This is a genomic window from Thalassospiraceae bacterium LMO-JJ14, from assembly GCA_021555105.2.
GTDB lineage: Bacteria > Pseudomonadota > Alphaproteobacteria > Rhodospirillales > Casp-alpha2 > UBA4479.
Genome location: CP134604.1, coordinates 2,855,287 through 2,868,019, shown reverse-complemented (window position 1 = coordinate 2,868,019; position 12,733 = coordinate 2,855,287). Strand labels below are relative to the sequence as shown.

At 60.9% G+C, this 12,733-nt stretch carries 12 protein-coding genes; 7 read left to right on the top strand and 5 right to left on the bottom strand.

What is annotated here, in order from left to right; genetic code table 11:
* The first annotated feature begins 50 nt into the window (after window positions 1-50).
* The 4 genes from L2D14_13495 to tcuB all read left to right on the top strand — a co-directional run bounded on the left by L2D14_13495 (window position 51) and on the right by tcuB (window position 4,435).
* A complete protein-coding gene (locus L2D14_13495) occupies window positions 51-1,190 on the top strand; it encodes an NADH:flavin oxidoreductase/NADH oxidase (GenBank protein WNJ98881.1) in 1,140 nt (379 codons plus the stop codon).
* Window positions 1,187-1,768: a carboxymuconolactone decarboxylase family protein gene (locus tag L2D14_13490; protein WNJ98880.1), complete on the top strand. Its 582-nt coding sequence runs from the start codon at window positions 1,187-1,189 to the stop codon at window positions 1,766-1,768. The genes L2D14_13495 and L2D14_13490 overlap by 4 nt, the downstream gene beginning before the upstream one ends.
* 182 nt (window positions 1,769-1,950) lie before the next feature.
* Window positions 1,951-3,354: an FAD-dependent tricarballylate dehydrogenase TcuA gene (gene tcuA, locus L2D14_13485; GenBank protein ID WNJ98879.1), complete on the top strand. Its 1,404-nt coding sequence runs from the start codon at window positions 1,951-1,953 to the stop codon at window positions 3,352-3,354.
* A complete protein-coding gene (gene tcuB, locus L2D14_13480) occupies window positions 3,341-4,435 on the top strand; it encodes a tricarballylate utilization 4Fe-4S protein TcuB (GenBank protein WNJ98878.1) in 1,095 nt (364 codons plus the stop codon). The genes tcuA and tcuB overlap by 14 nt, the downstream gene beginning before the upstream one ends.
* Window positions 4,436-4,529: 94 nt before the next feature.
* Here tcuB and L2D14_13475 read toward each other — a convergent pair whose 3' ends face one another.
* Window positions 4,530-4,721, bottom strand: a complete 192-nt coding sequence (locus L2D14_13475; protein WNJ98877.1) for a hypothetical protein — start codon at window positions 4,719-4,721, stop codon at window positions 4,530-4,532.
* Between the two features lie 291 nt (window positions 4,722-5,012).
* Here L2D14_13475 and L2D14_13470 point away from each other — a divergent pair, with 291 nt between their 5' ends.
* Complete coding sequence (locus L2D14_13470; GenBank protein ID WNJ98876.1) at window positions 5,013-7,052, top strand: NADH:flavin oxidoreductase; 2,040 nt, start codon at window positions 5,013-5,015, stop codon at window positions 7,050-7,052.
* Between the two features lie 110 nt (window positions 7,053-7,162).
* Window positions 7,163-7,786 (top strand): trimeric intracellular cation channel family protein, encoded by a 624-nt coding sequence (locus L2D14_13465; protein ID WNJ98875.1) that lies wholly within the window; start codon window positions 7,163-7,165, stop codon window positions 7,784-7,786.
* Between the two features lie 3 nt (window positions 7,787-7,789).
* Here L2D14_13465 and L2D14_13460 read toward each other — a convergent pair whose 3' ends face one another.
* The 3 genes from L2D14_13460 to L2D14_13450 form a co-directional block, all read right to left on the bottom strand.
* A complete protein-coding gene (locus L2D14_13460) occupies window positions 7,790-8,806 on the bottom strand; it encodes a peptidoglycan DD-metalloendopeptidase family protein (GenBank protein ID WNJ98874.1) in 1,017 nt (338 codons plus the stop codon).
* Between the two features lie 74 nt (window positions 8,807-8,880).
* Window positions 8,881-9,561, bottom strand: a complete 681-nt coding sequence (locus L2D14_13455; protein ID WNJ98873.1) for a fumarate hydratase C-terminal domain-containing protein — start codon at window positions 9,559-9,561, stop codon at window positions 8,881-8,883.
* Window positions 9,522-10,487, bottom strand: coding sequence for a fumarate hydratase (locus L2D14_13450; protein WNJ98872.1), 966 nt, complete (start codon window positions 10,485-10,487; stop codon window positions 9,522-9,524). The genes L2D14_13455 and L2D14_13450 overlap by 40 nt, the downstream gene beginning before the upstream one ends.
* A gap of 206 nt (window positions 10,488-10,693) precedes the next feature.
* On the opposite strand from L2D14_13450, the gene L2D14_13445 reads away from it, so the two are divergent.
* On the top strand, window positions 10,694-12,076 hold the full coding sequence (locus tag L2D14_13445; GenBank protein WNJ98871.1) for an L-serine ammonia-lyase: 1,383 nt from the start codon (window positions 10,694-10,696) through the stop codon (window positions 12,074-12,076).
* 6 nt (window positions 12,077-12,082) lie between these two features.
* On the opposite strand, the gene L2D14_13440 is transcribed toward L2D14_13445, so the two are convergent.
* On the bottom strand, window positions 12,083-12,511 hold the full coding sequence (locus tag L2D14_13440; GenBank protein ID WNJ98870.1) for a hemerythrin family protein: 429 nt from the start codon (window positions 12,509-12,511) through the stop codon (window positions 12,083-12,085).
* Between the last annotated feature and the right edge of the window lie 222 nt (window positions 12,512-12,733).

The following is a 12,733-nucleotide window of genomic DNA, read 5'->3' as shown; positions in this document are numbered from 1 at the left end:
GTGCCAACATAGGGTGCACCTACCATCCAGTGTTTATTCCCGGGGGAAACATGAGCAGCGAACTCTTCACGCCCATTCACTTGCGCGGTCTGGAAATGCCCAACCGCATTGTCGTCGCCCCGATGTGCCAGTATTCGGCCGCGGACGGCACCGTCGGCGACTGGCACATCATGCATCTGGGCCAGTTCGCCGTTTCCGGTGTCGGCCTGCTGTTCGTCGAGGCGACGGCGACCGAAGCCGAAGGCCGCATCACGCCCGGCTGTGTCGGCCTGTATTCCGATGAGAACGAAGCGGCGCTCAAGCGGGTACTCGATTTCTGCAATGCGTACGGCAATTCCCCGCTCGGCATCCAGCTCGCGCATGCCGGGCGCAAGGCATCGTGCAAGGTGCCTTGGAAGGGCGGCACGCCGCTCGGGGCGGATGACGGCGCCTGGCAGACGGTCGGCCCGTCGGCGGAACCCTATGCCGATGGCTGGCATACACCCGAGGCGATGACGGACGAGACCCTGGAGCGGGTGCGCGTCAGCTTTGTCGAAGCCGCCAAGCGGGCCGTGCGAATGGGATTTCGCGTGATCGAGTTGCACAACGCGCACGGCTATCTGCTGCATCAGTTCCTCTCGCCGCTGTCGAACAAGCGCAACGATGCCTACGGCGGCTCATTGGAAGGGCGGATGCGCTATCCCCTGGAAATCTTCGAGGCGGTTCGCGCCGTCGTGCCCGACGACATCGCCGTCGGCGTTAGGATCTCGGCATCCGACTGGGTCGAAGGCGGCTGGGATATCGCCGGCAGCATCGCCTATACGAAGCTGCTCAAGGCCGCGGGTTGTGACTTCATCGACGTGTCTTCGGGCGGCAATTCGCCGAAGCAGGAAATTCCCGTCGGACCGGGTTATCAAACGCATTTCGCCGCCGATATCCGCCGCGAGAGCGAAATTCCGGTGATGGCGGTAGGCAAGATCACCGATCCGGTCCAGGCCGAGCACATCGTCAAGTCCGGGCAGGCCGATATGGTCGCCCTGGCCCGGGGCATGCTGTATGATCCGCACTGGGCCTGGCATGCCGCCGAGGTGCTCCGCGCCAATGCGGCTTTCCCGCCGCAGTATCAGCGCTCGCATCCGGCTTTGTCCGGCGAGCCGGTGCCCGGCAATCCGCCTTCCCCCGAACAGGTAGCAAAAGCGGCAGGTAAATGATGAGCAGACTAGGACCGATCCCCACCGACACGATGAGCGACGCGCAGCGCCGCGTTTTTGACGGTATTACCGGCGGCCCCCGCGCCAAGGGCGATCCGGCGGAGTTTCTGAACGAGGAAGGGGCACTTCGCGGTCCCTTCAATGCCATGCTGTATTCGCCGGAAATGGGCGATCTGCTGCAGCAACTGGGCGGCAAGCTTCGTTACGAGACGGTTATACCGGCGCCGCTTCGCGAGCTTGCGATCATCACTGTCGGCCGGCATTTCAATGCCGAATACGAATGGTGGGCGCACGTCAAGGTGGGCAAGAAGGAAGGGCTTTCCGACGATACCATCGAGCGTGTGATGAACGGGTTGGTGCCGGTGGATGCGGCCGAGGCGATTGTCTACCGGTTTGTTTCGGATCTGCAGACAGAGACACGCGTCGACGATTCTCTTTATGCCGAAACGTTCGAGCTTCTGGGCGAACAAGGCCTTACGGAGCTTGTATTCCTCGCCGGATACTATGCGACCATCTCGCACATCCTGAACGCCTTCGAGGTCGGCCTGCCGTCGGGCGTGGAGCCGGCGTTCGACTGAGAGCGTCTCGAAGCATGGACCCCCAATCAAGTTCAGGGTGACGTGAGGTGTGTGTGAATCGCGGCGAGAAACACCTGTCCGGTATTGCCCGTTAAGCTGAATTCTTTTGCCGCCCCCGATCCCGGCGGCTATGTTTGATGACACCGAATATTCGCCCCTTTTGACGTTTCCGGGAGTTGATCTTGCCCCCCAAAGAATTTTTGCAGCCGCATGACGTGCTTGTGCTCGGCGCTGGAAACGCTGCGATGTCGGCGGCGCTGACGGCGCGCGCGCGGGGCGCCAGCGTTTTGATGATCGAAAGCGCGAACAAGGACCTGCGCGGCGGCAACAGCCGCCATGTTCGCAACATCCGCTATACCCACAACGCCGCGACGGATTACGTCACCGGGCGCTACGACGCCGACGAATACTTCAAGGATTTGATGCGTGTCACCGACGGCAACACCAACGAAGAGCTGATGCGCTTCATGATCGACGCGTCCGAAGACTGCGCCGACTGGATGCTGGCGCAGGGCATCAAGTTCCAGCCGCCGCTTTCCGGCACGCTCGGCCTGGCCCGCACCAACGCTTTCTTCCTGGGCGGCGGCAGAGCGATGATGAACAGTTATTTCAAAGCCGCCGAAAAAGCCGGAATAGACATCGTCTACGAGGCCGAGGTCGAGGAAATGGAGCTGGACGGCAGCACGTTCAAGGCCGCCATGGTCCGCCACGGGGGCGAACTGCACCGGGTCGAAGCGCGCACGGTCGTACTGGCGTCGGGCGGCTTCGAGGCCAACATCGAATGGCTCAAGGAAGGCTGGGGCGAGATCGCCGAGAATTTTCTGGTGCGCGGCTCGCCGATGAACACCGGCAAGGTGCTCAGATCGATGCTGGACAATGGCGCCAAGCCAATCGGCGCGCCCGATCAGTGCCACGCCGTTGCCATCGATGGCCGTGCACCGAAGTTCGACGGCGGTATCTCGACGCGCATCGATTGCGTCATTTTCTCCGCCGTGGTGAACAAGAACGGCGAACGGTTCTATGACGAGGGCGAGGACATCTGGCCCAAGCGTTATGCCATCTGGGGCCGCCTCGTCGCCAAGCAGCCCGATCAGGTCGCCTATGCGATCATCGACAGCAAATCCATGGGGCTGTTCATGCCGACGGTCTACGCGCCGTTTCAGGCCGATACGCTGGGCGACCTTGCCGAACAGTTGGGCGTCGATGCGCCGACCATGGAAAAGACCATCGCCGACTTCAACGCTGCGGTGCAGCCGGGTGAATTCAACGCGACGGAGCCGGATGGCTGCCATACCGAGGGGCTGGAACCGAAGAAATCCAACTGGGCGCGAAAGATCGATACGCCGCCTTATTACGGCTATCCGGTGAAGATGGGCATTACCTTTACGTATCTGGGGCTCGAGGTGAACAAAAGCGCACAGGTTTTCATGAACGACGGCAAGCCCGCCGACAATATATGGGCGGCCGGCGAGATCATGGCCGGGAACATTCTCGGTCAGGGCTATGCCGGCGGTACCGGCATGGCCATCGGCAACGTGTTCGGCCGCATCGCCGGTGAGGAGGCCGCACGCCATGCCCGCAACTGAGACATTGGAAGAAGCCAAGCGCGTCATGCAGATCTGCAACGCCTGCAGATACTGCGAGGGCTATTGCGCCGTGTTCCCGGCAATGAACAAGCGGCTCACGTTTTCGGAAGGGGACGTGACGTATCTGGCCAACCTGTGCCACGGCTGCCAGGGCTGCTATTACGCCTGCCAGTACGCTCCGCCGCACGAGTTCGCGGTCAACGTGCCGAAGGTTTTCGCCGAGCTACGGGCAGAGACCTACCGCGATTACGCCTGGCCCGGTATCTTCAAGGGCCTGTTCGAGGGTAATGCGAAGTGGATCGCGCTGATCACCGCTGTGCTGGCGGTTGCGGTGTTGGCCGGTGTCTATCTGGTGCAGGGCGCGGACGTGCTGGGCGGCGTGCATACGGGACCGGGGGCGTTCTATAACGTCATCCCGCACAACGTCATTGTCTATCTGGCGATCGTGCCGTTCGCGTTTGCGGGGCTCGCGTTCCTGATCGGGTTGCTGAAGTTCTGGCGCGATATCGGCGCCAGGCCCGCCGATCTGGTGCATCCGGGGGCGCTCGCGCAGGCGCTCAAGGACGCCGGGCAGATGAAGTACATGGCCGGCGGCGGGCATGGCTGCAATTATCCCGACGACAACTTCTCCATGGCCCGGCGCCATGCGCACCAGATGACCATGTGGGGCTTCATGCTGTGCTTCGCGGCGACCTCCGTGGCGACGCTCTATCATTACGCGTTCGGCTGGGAAGCGCCGTATGACTATCTTTCGATCCCGGTGATCCTGGGGACGCTCGGCGGTATCGGCATCGTCATCGGCCCGGTCGGCCTGTTGATGATCAAGAAGAAAGCCGACCCCGCGCCGCAGGACACGAAACGCACAGGTATGGACATCGCCTTTCTGTGGCTGCTGATCCTTACCGGTGTCACGGGGTTGGCGCTGCTGGGGCTGCGCGAAACGTCGGCCATGGGTACGCTCTTGGCCGTGCACCTTGGGATCGTGCTGGCGATGTTCGCGACCTTCCCGTATGGCAAGATGGTGCATGCCGTCTATCGCCTCGGCGCGCTGATCAAGTTCGCGCACGAACGGCGCGAATAGAGTATTTTCTATCCGCTAGGAAGTGAATGCGTACATTTACAGTTGAATCCGCCTTCACCAAGTCAGACGGGCAGGAATTATCGGTGGTAGAAGTTTACCAGCCCTTTTTGTTCTTCCTGTCCTGCTTATCGGCATTTCGCCAACCATCCTCATAATCTTTGCGGTCCGCAACTTCACGTTCCAATTGCTCAGAACTGCCGAAGCTGCTTGTAATGCTCGGCGCTTCGGGGCGCCGACCGTTTGAGGATGAATAGTCCTGCTGTGCTTTGTCGTGATACTTACCCATGTGCAACTCCTTGAGGTTATGTGTACGGATAATCACGTCGTGCAATGGAACTATACCACAAGTTGATTAAAATTTCACTTTTGCACAAACTCGACCAGCCCTTTGACCAAATGCCGCCAGCCGAGTGCGGTGCTCACAATACAACTGGCCCGTCCAGAAGCGTGCCAATGCACTTTGGCAAGAGCGGCACGAGACGTATGAACCTCCCGCCATGTCGATCAAGCATTCCGAGACTTATTGACCGGAAGTAGCGCAAAATGGAAGATGCCTGTTACTGATACGAGAGTGCATATGTCCGCAAATGACCCGCTTCTTCAGCCCTACCGGCTGAAGCATCTGACGCTTCGCAATCGCATCATGTCGACGGCGCACGAGCCGGCATATTCCGAGGACGGCATGCCGAAAGCGCGCTACCGGCTGTATCACGAGGAAAAGGCCAAAGGCGGCATTGCGCTCACCATGACCGCAGGCTCCGCCGTGGTGTCCCCGGACAGCCCGCCCGCATTCGGCAACCTGCACGCCTACAAGGACGAGATCGTGCCGTGGCTGCGCGAGTTGTCCGATGCGTGCCACGGGCACGGCGCGGCGGTCATGATGCAGATCACGCACCTGGGAAGGCGCACAAACTGGAACCATTCCGACTGGCTGCCGGTGCTGGCGCCGAGCCCGGTCCGCGAGGCGGCGCACCGGGCCTTCCCGAAAACAATCGAAGATTGGGAAATCGAACGTATCATCGGCGAATACGCCGATGCCGCGGAGCGGATGAAGACGGGCGGTCTCGATGGGATCGAGATCGAAGCCTCCGGCCATCTGATGGATCAGTTCTGGTCGCCCGCCACGAACATGCGCGACGACGAATGGGGCGGTAGCCTGGAAAACCGCATGCGGTTTTCCAGGCGCGTGATCGATGCCGTCCGCGACCGCGTCGGCCCCGATTTCATTGTCGGTATCCGTATGGTCGCTGACGAAGACTGGGATGCCGGGATCAGCAAGGAAGAGGGGGTAAAAATCGCCGAATGCCTCGTCGCCACCGGCAAGATCGACTTCCTCAACCTCATCCGCGGCCACATCGAGACCGACGCCGCACTGACCAAGGTCATTCCCGTCGGCGGCATGCCGTCGGCGCCGCATCTGGATTTTTGCGGCGAGGTTCGGGCGCGGACGAAATTCCCGGTGTTCCATGCGGCGCGTATCTCGGACGTGGCGACGGCCCGTCACGCCGTCGCCGAGGGCAAGCTGGATATGGTCGGCATGACCCGGGCCCATATCGCCGACCCGCACATCGCCAACAAGGTCGCGGCGGGAACGGAGGACGATATCCGCCCCTGCGTCGGCGCGACCTATTGCCTGGACCGGATCTACGAAGGGAACGAGGCGCTTTGTATCCACAACCCGGCGACGGGGCGCGAGGGAACGATCCCGCACCTCGTACCGGCGAGCACGGGCGCGCACAAGTTCTGTGTCGTCGTCGGCGCCGGCCCGGCGGGTTTGGAGGCGGCGCGGGTGCTGGCCGCGCGCGGACACAAGGTTACTGTGCTCGAAGCCGCCGATCAGCCGGGCGGACAGGTGCAACTTGCGGCGCGCGTCAAACGGCGGTCGGAACTGATCGGCATTGTCGACTGGCGCATGGCACAGTGCGAAAAGGCGGGCGTCACGTTCCGCTTCAACACGTTCGCGGAGGTGGCCGATGTGGAGGCGCTTGACCCCGACGTGGTGATCGTCGCCACGGGCGGTCTGCCGAACACCGACATCGTGTCCGGCGCCCAGCATGCCATATCGGGCTGGGATATCCTGTCCGGCGACGTGAAGCCGGCGGAACGGGTGTTGCTGTTCGATGATAACGCGGCGCATCCGGGATTGGCGGCGGCCGAGATGATTGCGCTTTCGGGCAGCGAGCTGGAGATCGTCACGCCGGAGCGTTTCTTCGCCGTCGAGATCGGTGGCCTCAACCACGTCAAGTACGCCGAATGCTTCGATGCGCACGGCGTCACGCTGACCATCAACAAACGGCTGATGGCGATTGAAAAGGATGGCAATACGCTGACGGCGGTGATCGGTTCGGATTATTCCGACCGCCGGGAACGGCGCCGCGTCGACCAGGTGGTGATCGAGCACGGCACACTGCCCCTGGACGATCTCTATTTCGCCCTTAAGCCGTTGAGCCGCAATCTCGGCGCCGTCGACATGGATGCTTTCGTCGCCGGCCGGCCGCAGATTCTGTCGCCCAACAAGGACGGTGCGTTCCAGTTGTTCCGTATCGGCGATGCGGTCGCCAGCCGCAATATCCACGCCGCCATCTATGACGCGCTCAGACTGTGCATGGTGATTTAGCGGGTTCGTCGTCCTGAACTTGATTAAGGACCCATAAGCCCCGGCACCATTTGCGTGCGTATATATGGATCCTGAATTAAATTCAGGATGACGGGGGAGGAGCGCCAGGCATGCACACAATCATTTCCGTTCTCGATATCATGGGGGTCATCGTCTTTGCGGCGTCGGGCGCGCTGGTCGCCAGCCGCAAGGAAATGGACCTGATCGGCTTCGGCCTGATGGCGTGCCTGACAGGTGTCGGCGGCGGTACGCTCAGGGATGTCCTGCTCGACCGGACCGTGTTCTGGATCGCCGATCCGCTGGCTATCTGGATTTGTCTGGCGATTGCCGTGTTGCTGTTCTTCACGGCGCACCGGGTGCAGCGGCGCTATCCGGTGTTGCTGTGGGCGGATGCGCTGGGGATTGCGCTGTATGGCGTCATGGGCGCCGAACTGGCGCGCCGCAGCGGCGCCGGGCCGCTGGTCGCCATCGTCATGGGTATGATGACGGCGACGTTCGGCGGGCTGCTCAGGGATGTTGTCTGTGCGGAGACGCCGTTGATCCTCAGAAAGGAAGTCTACGCCACCTGTGCCGCACTGGCAGCGGCGACGCATATACTGTTGAACCAGATGGGCGTGACGTTCGAAATGTCTGCGGCGGCCGGGTTCGGCGCGGGCTTTGCACTGCGCGCGCTGGGCATCGTCAAAGGGTTGTCGCTACCATCCTACAAGGCCAGGCCGGGGCGGGATTATTAGGCCTCAACGCCGGCAGGCATACGGCCAGATCAGCTTGGTGTTCGCCGGGACCGTCTCGCCGCTTTCCAGCATCACCGGAATGGCGACGTCCTTTTCCGCATCCGGCAGCGCCTTCAGGGACGCGGAATCGAACGGCGGCTTCAACCGGTACATGGCGTTGGGGTCCATCCACCAGCCGTCGACGGGGATGATGCGGTTGTGGTCGGCGGCAAATCCGGGCTTGTCCGAAAACCACACCGCGAAGTGGATCGCAGGGCGGCGTGGCCTTGACCTGGAGCCCTGGGATTTCTGAAAACCGGAATTGCCGGTCGGGCCGAGGTTCTGTCCCATGCGGACCCGGTCCCCGACATTGACCGTGGGGGGTTCGTTGAAATGGGCGTACTGCGTATAGGTCCAGACCGGCAGGCCGGTTTCTTCGGGGCTGTGCCGCAAGATCAGCTCGATACCCCGGTAGCTCATGGGATCCGCGGTTTTTGAGACGACCGTGCCGTCCGCGGCGGCCAGCATCGGTGTGCCGAAGGGGGCCGGCATGTCGATGCCGCCATGATACTGTTCCTGATCGCGTTTCGCGGAATAAGATATCGCCCATGCCTCGTCGATGCGCCGGCAGCCGAGCCCATCCGGGAACTTCGGTTTCAGGCCCGTCTCGAACAGGCCTTTTTCAATAGCGACCTTGATCGAGCAGTCGTGTTTGAAGCGGCCGAGCCCACAGCGGGTCCGGGCGTCGATCGTGTCGGGCGGCACCTGCCCGTCAAGCATCGGCTTCTGTTTCAACTTGCTTGCCACGCCACCGAGGGCGGCATTGATTTCATCACCTGTCGCAATGTCGTTGCCGTCGGCATCGAAAAAACTGAACGGGCGCCGTCTGCCGGTATATTCCTCCTTCGAGACGTTGCCGTCCTTGTCGGCATCGAATTTCTTGATGAATCTCTCCGGTGTCATTTGCGCGGTGGCTTCACGGGGCGCCGCAGAAATGAATGCGCTCAGAGCAATAACGAAGCAGATGGTATATTTGAACATCGTGGGCTCTCCTGCATGAAAGCGGAGCGCCGATTATACACCCGCAACGAAATTACCGCACGTAATTGCAGCGTTCAGATCACCTCTTCGCCGCGGTCGTCGGTCTCGCCGTAGCGATGCAGGGCGGGGGATTTCGTGCCCTCATACAGCTTGTCGATGCCGGCTCTGGTCTTGGCGTTTTCGCGTTCGAACAGGGAATTCCCTTCAAGGTCGCTGTCGGCGATGAAGGGGCCGAAATTCTCCACCTCGACCATCCACATCGCTTGCGCGACGCCAAGCTGATCGTACCAGTGTACGTCGCGGATCCCCTTGATGCCGCGTCCCAGCAACGCGCCGGTGCCGTAGCCGACCGTGGTCAGGTAGATCGCGCCGTGCGGCACGAAATATTTCTTGTAGTCCGCCGACGACATGCCGCCCTTGCCGATGATGATCTTGGCGCCGGACACCGTGAACCATTTGTCGAGCCACTTGGAAAAGCGGAACGACGCGGTGCCGGTCATGGCGCCGATGGTGAAACTGCCGTCATCGTTTTGCCGCGCCGCAGGGGAGCAGTGAAAATTAGCGTTGGAGATTTCATCCAGATGCGCCGGCAGTTGTTCGCCGTCGGCGATGACTTTCTGGTACACGCCTTCGCGCGCCGTATAGACGACGCCGTTGAGGTACACCACCGTGCCGATTTCGATGTCCTTCAGGTCGTCCGTCGTAACCGGCAGGTTCAGACTGACTGTCTTAAGGTTTCCGTGTTCGGTTCCCATCCGACCGTCTCCCGTCTCATGTAAGGGGTAAACCAGTTCGGGTCGGTACGAAATTCGACCCGGCCGTCTGCATGGATACGCGCCACGGCGCGCCTCGATGACAGGCAAAAGGCATGCACGCTCATCGGCATGCCGCCGGTGTGCGTGTAGCCGCATTCGATATGACAGTCGATGACCATCGACTTGCCAACGAACCCCATGGCGCCCATACCGATGGAATTGCCGAGCTCCATCAGTTCCAGCTCCAGTGCCGCCGTGCGTGGGTCCGGATTGCGGTCGCCGACGGTCCTGAGACATGCCGCCTGCTTGCCGAGTACCGAGCAGATGTCCTTCGACCCGCCAAGCCCGACGCCGATGATTGCCGGCTGACAGGCAAGGCCGCGCTTGCCGAAGGCGACGAGGCAATCCAGATAGAAGCGCTTGATACCCTCGATCCCGTCGCCCGGGAACAGCATCCGGTAGTCGGTCCCGAACAGCCCGCCCTTGTGCACGGTGATGATGTCGATCCAGTCGCCGTCCGGCTCGAACGAATACTCGATTTCCGGTGCATTCAGGCCGACGTTGTTGTTGTGATCCGTGCGCCACAACGGGTGCACGCGGTTGGGCCTGAGCGGCACGCCGTTGGTGGCCTCGGCCGTGGCGCCGCGCAGCGCTTCCTCCAGCGCCACCGGGCCGCCCTCCAGCCGGGCCTCGTTGCCCATCTTCACGTACCAGCGCGGCACACCGGTGTCGGCGCACATGGCGCGGCGGTCTTCCTTGGCGGCCTTGTAGTTGTCGAGCATGGCATGCAGCACGAAAGATGACAGATCGCCATCTTCGGCGTCGGCGGCTTTTTCGAGACCCGTCAGATAATCGTCCGGGATTTCGATTGCCGCCTTGTCCATGAGGGTGAGCGCCGTCTCCTTGACGACGGGCATCGGTATCATCAGAAATTCCTCCACACGGTGCAGGGCATCGGATCGTTCGTAGGGTCAAACTTACAGAGTGGCGGGGGGTGTGTCCAATCACGTAACCCTCTCATCTGTCTCGAAAATTACAGTACTGACGTCGCCCGGGCGATATTTCATGTCGATGCATCGCTTGCCGTACTCAGGACGAGTAAGTACCGTCCAGCCGTTGTGGAGTATCGATCATGTTTCTGAGCGTATTTGACTTGTTTAAAATCGGTATCGGGCCGTCCAGCTCGCATACGGTCGGGCCGATGGTCGCGATGGGCCGCTTTCTGGATGAACTGGAAACGGCCGCAAAGACGGCTGACGTCCGGCGCATCGTCGTTACGTTGTACGGCTCGCTGGCCTATACCGGCAAGGGGCACGGCACTGACCGCGCCGTGGTGTTGGGTCTTTTGGGAGAAAAGCCCGACAGCATCGATCCTGCGGCAGCCGGCGCCCTGGTCGACCGGGTGATCGACGACAAGGCTTTGCATGCCGGGCCGCTGGCGGGGCATGCGTTCGACGTCGATCACGATATTATTTTCGATTTCGACGCCCCGCTGGACGAGCACACCAACGGCATGCTCGCGGTCACCTATGACGCCGCCGGCAATCCGCTGCACAGCAATACTTATTTTTCCGTCGGCGGCGGGTTCGTCGTCACCCGTTCCGAGTTCGCGGATTATGTCGACAGCGGTATCGAATATCCCGACGTCCCGTATCCCTTCGAAAGTGCCGCCGAGATGCTGGCGATGGGCAAGGCGGCAAAGATGTCGATCGCCGAGATGAAGCTGGCGAATGAAAACGTTTTGCGCACCGAGCACGATGTGCGTACCGGCCTGGACCGCATCTGGGCGGTCATGAAGGATTGCATGGAGCGGGGCATCGCCACCGACGGGCAGTTGCCGGGCGGGCTCAGGGTCAAACGGCGTGCACGGCAGATTTCAAACACGCTGCAAGCGGATCAGACCCGGAACGTCAAATATGCGCATTCGGTGATGGACTGGATCAGCTTGTACGCTATTGCCGTGAACGAGGAAAACGCCGCTGGCGGGCGCATCGTCACGGCGCCGACCAACGGGGCCGCCGGCGTCATCCCGGCGACGATCCGCTATTATCTGGAATTCTGCCCGGACGCATCCGAAGACACGGTCGATGACTTCCTGCTGACAGCGGCGGCGATCGGCGGGATCATCAAGACCAAGGCCTCGATTTCCGGTGCCGAGGTCGGCTGCCAGGGCGAGGTCGGCTCGGCGGCGGCGATGGCGGCGGCGGGGCTGTGCGCAGTGCTCGGCGGCACCAATGAGCAGATCGAAAACGCCGCCGAAATCGCCATCGAACATCACCTGGGTATGACCTGCGACCCGGTCGGTGGCCTGGTGCAGGTGCCGTGCATCGAACGCAACGCCATGGGGGCGGTCAAGGCAGTCAACGCGGCATCGCTGGCACTGCTGGGTGACGGGACGCATTTCGTGCCGCTCGACAGCGCCATCGAAACCATGCGCCAGACCGGTGTCGACATGCTCTCGAAGTACAAGGAAACGTCCGAAGGCGGTCTTGCCGTCAACGTCACGGAGTGCTGACCCGGGTCAGCGGCCCTTGAAGGAGTCGACCAAGTCTTCGTTCCACAGATATTCAACGAATTTCAAGTCCGCCTTTGCGATAATGCCGATAAGATTGTGGAACAATCCGGTAATGTCTTTGCGGTCGGCATATCCGCGTCTGTTGCAGGTTTCAAGTGACATGTTGAGCTGATTCAAACAGGCTTTGTGATGATTTGCATGATCATCAAGGCCTGGATATCCGGCCTCGCGCATGAGTTCTTCCTCGTTTTCGAAATGCTGCTTCAGATCTGAAATAAAACTTTCGAATACCTTCTTGAAATCTTTGATGTTGTTGCCGTCTTGAGTGAGCAGACTGCGATTGATGGACTCGACCAGATTTAGATGATCATCATCGATGGATGATATGCCGATTTTGAACGCTTCGGGCAGTCGAAAAGGTGCAGGGGTATTCATAAAGTCTCCCACTTTTATCGGCGTTATCGGGTCGGTTTAGGATCGCAAGTTCGGTAATGTAAGCTAAGGGACATTCAATTCACGTTTATCGATTGTCGTAATTCGCTAATACCACGTCTGATGTTTTCATGAGGGGAACACCGCCGTCAAGGTGACCTCACTAACGACGTCATAGGGTGCTGATTTCAATCACCGGTCCCTCTCCCTCCCATGCACTGGTGC

Coding starts and splice junctions, on each gene's coding strand:
- L2D14_13495 (WNJ98881.1), top strand. CDS start 51: ATGAGCAGCGAACTCTTCACGCCCATTCACTTGCGCGGTCTGGAAATG.
- L2D14_13490 (WNJ98880.1), top strand. CDS start 1,187: ATGATGAGCAGACTAGGACCGATCCCCACCGACACGATGAGCGACGCG.
- tcuB (WNJ98878.1), top strand. CDS start 3,341: ATGCCCGCAACTGAGACATTGGAAGAAGCCAAGCGCGTCATGCAGATC.
- L2D14_13475 (WNJ98877.1), bottom strand. CDS start 4,721: ATGGGTAAGTATCACGACAAAGCACAGCAGGACTATTCATCCTCAAAC.
- L2D14_13470 (WNJ98876.1), top strand. CDS start 5,013: ATGTCCGCAAATGACCCGCTTCTTCAGCCCTACCGGCTGAAGCATCTG.
- L2D14_13465 (WNJ98875.1), top strand. CDS start 7,163: ATGCACACAATCATTTCCGTTCTCGATATCATGGGGGTCATCGTCTTT.
- L2D14_13460 (WNJ98874.1), bottom strand. CDS start 8,806: ATGTTCAAATATACCATCTGCTTCGTTATTGCTCTGAGCGCATTCATT.
- L2D14_13455 (WNJ98873.1), bottom strand. CDS start 9,561: ATGGGAACCGAACACGGAAACCTTAAGACAGTCAGTCTGAACCTGCCG.
- L2D14_13450 (WNJ98872.1), bottom strand. CDS start 10,487: ATGATACCGATGCCCGTCGTCAAGGAGACGGCGCTCACCCTCATGGAC.
- L2D14_13445 (WNJ98871.1), top strand. CDS start 10,694: ATGTTTCTGAGCGTATTTGACTTGTTTAAAATCGGTATCGGGCCGTCC.
- L2D14_13440 (WNJ98870.1), bottom strand. CDS start 12,511: ATGAATACCCCTGCACCTTTTCGACTGCCCGAAGCGTTCAAAATCGGC.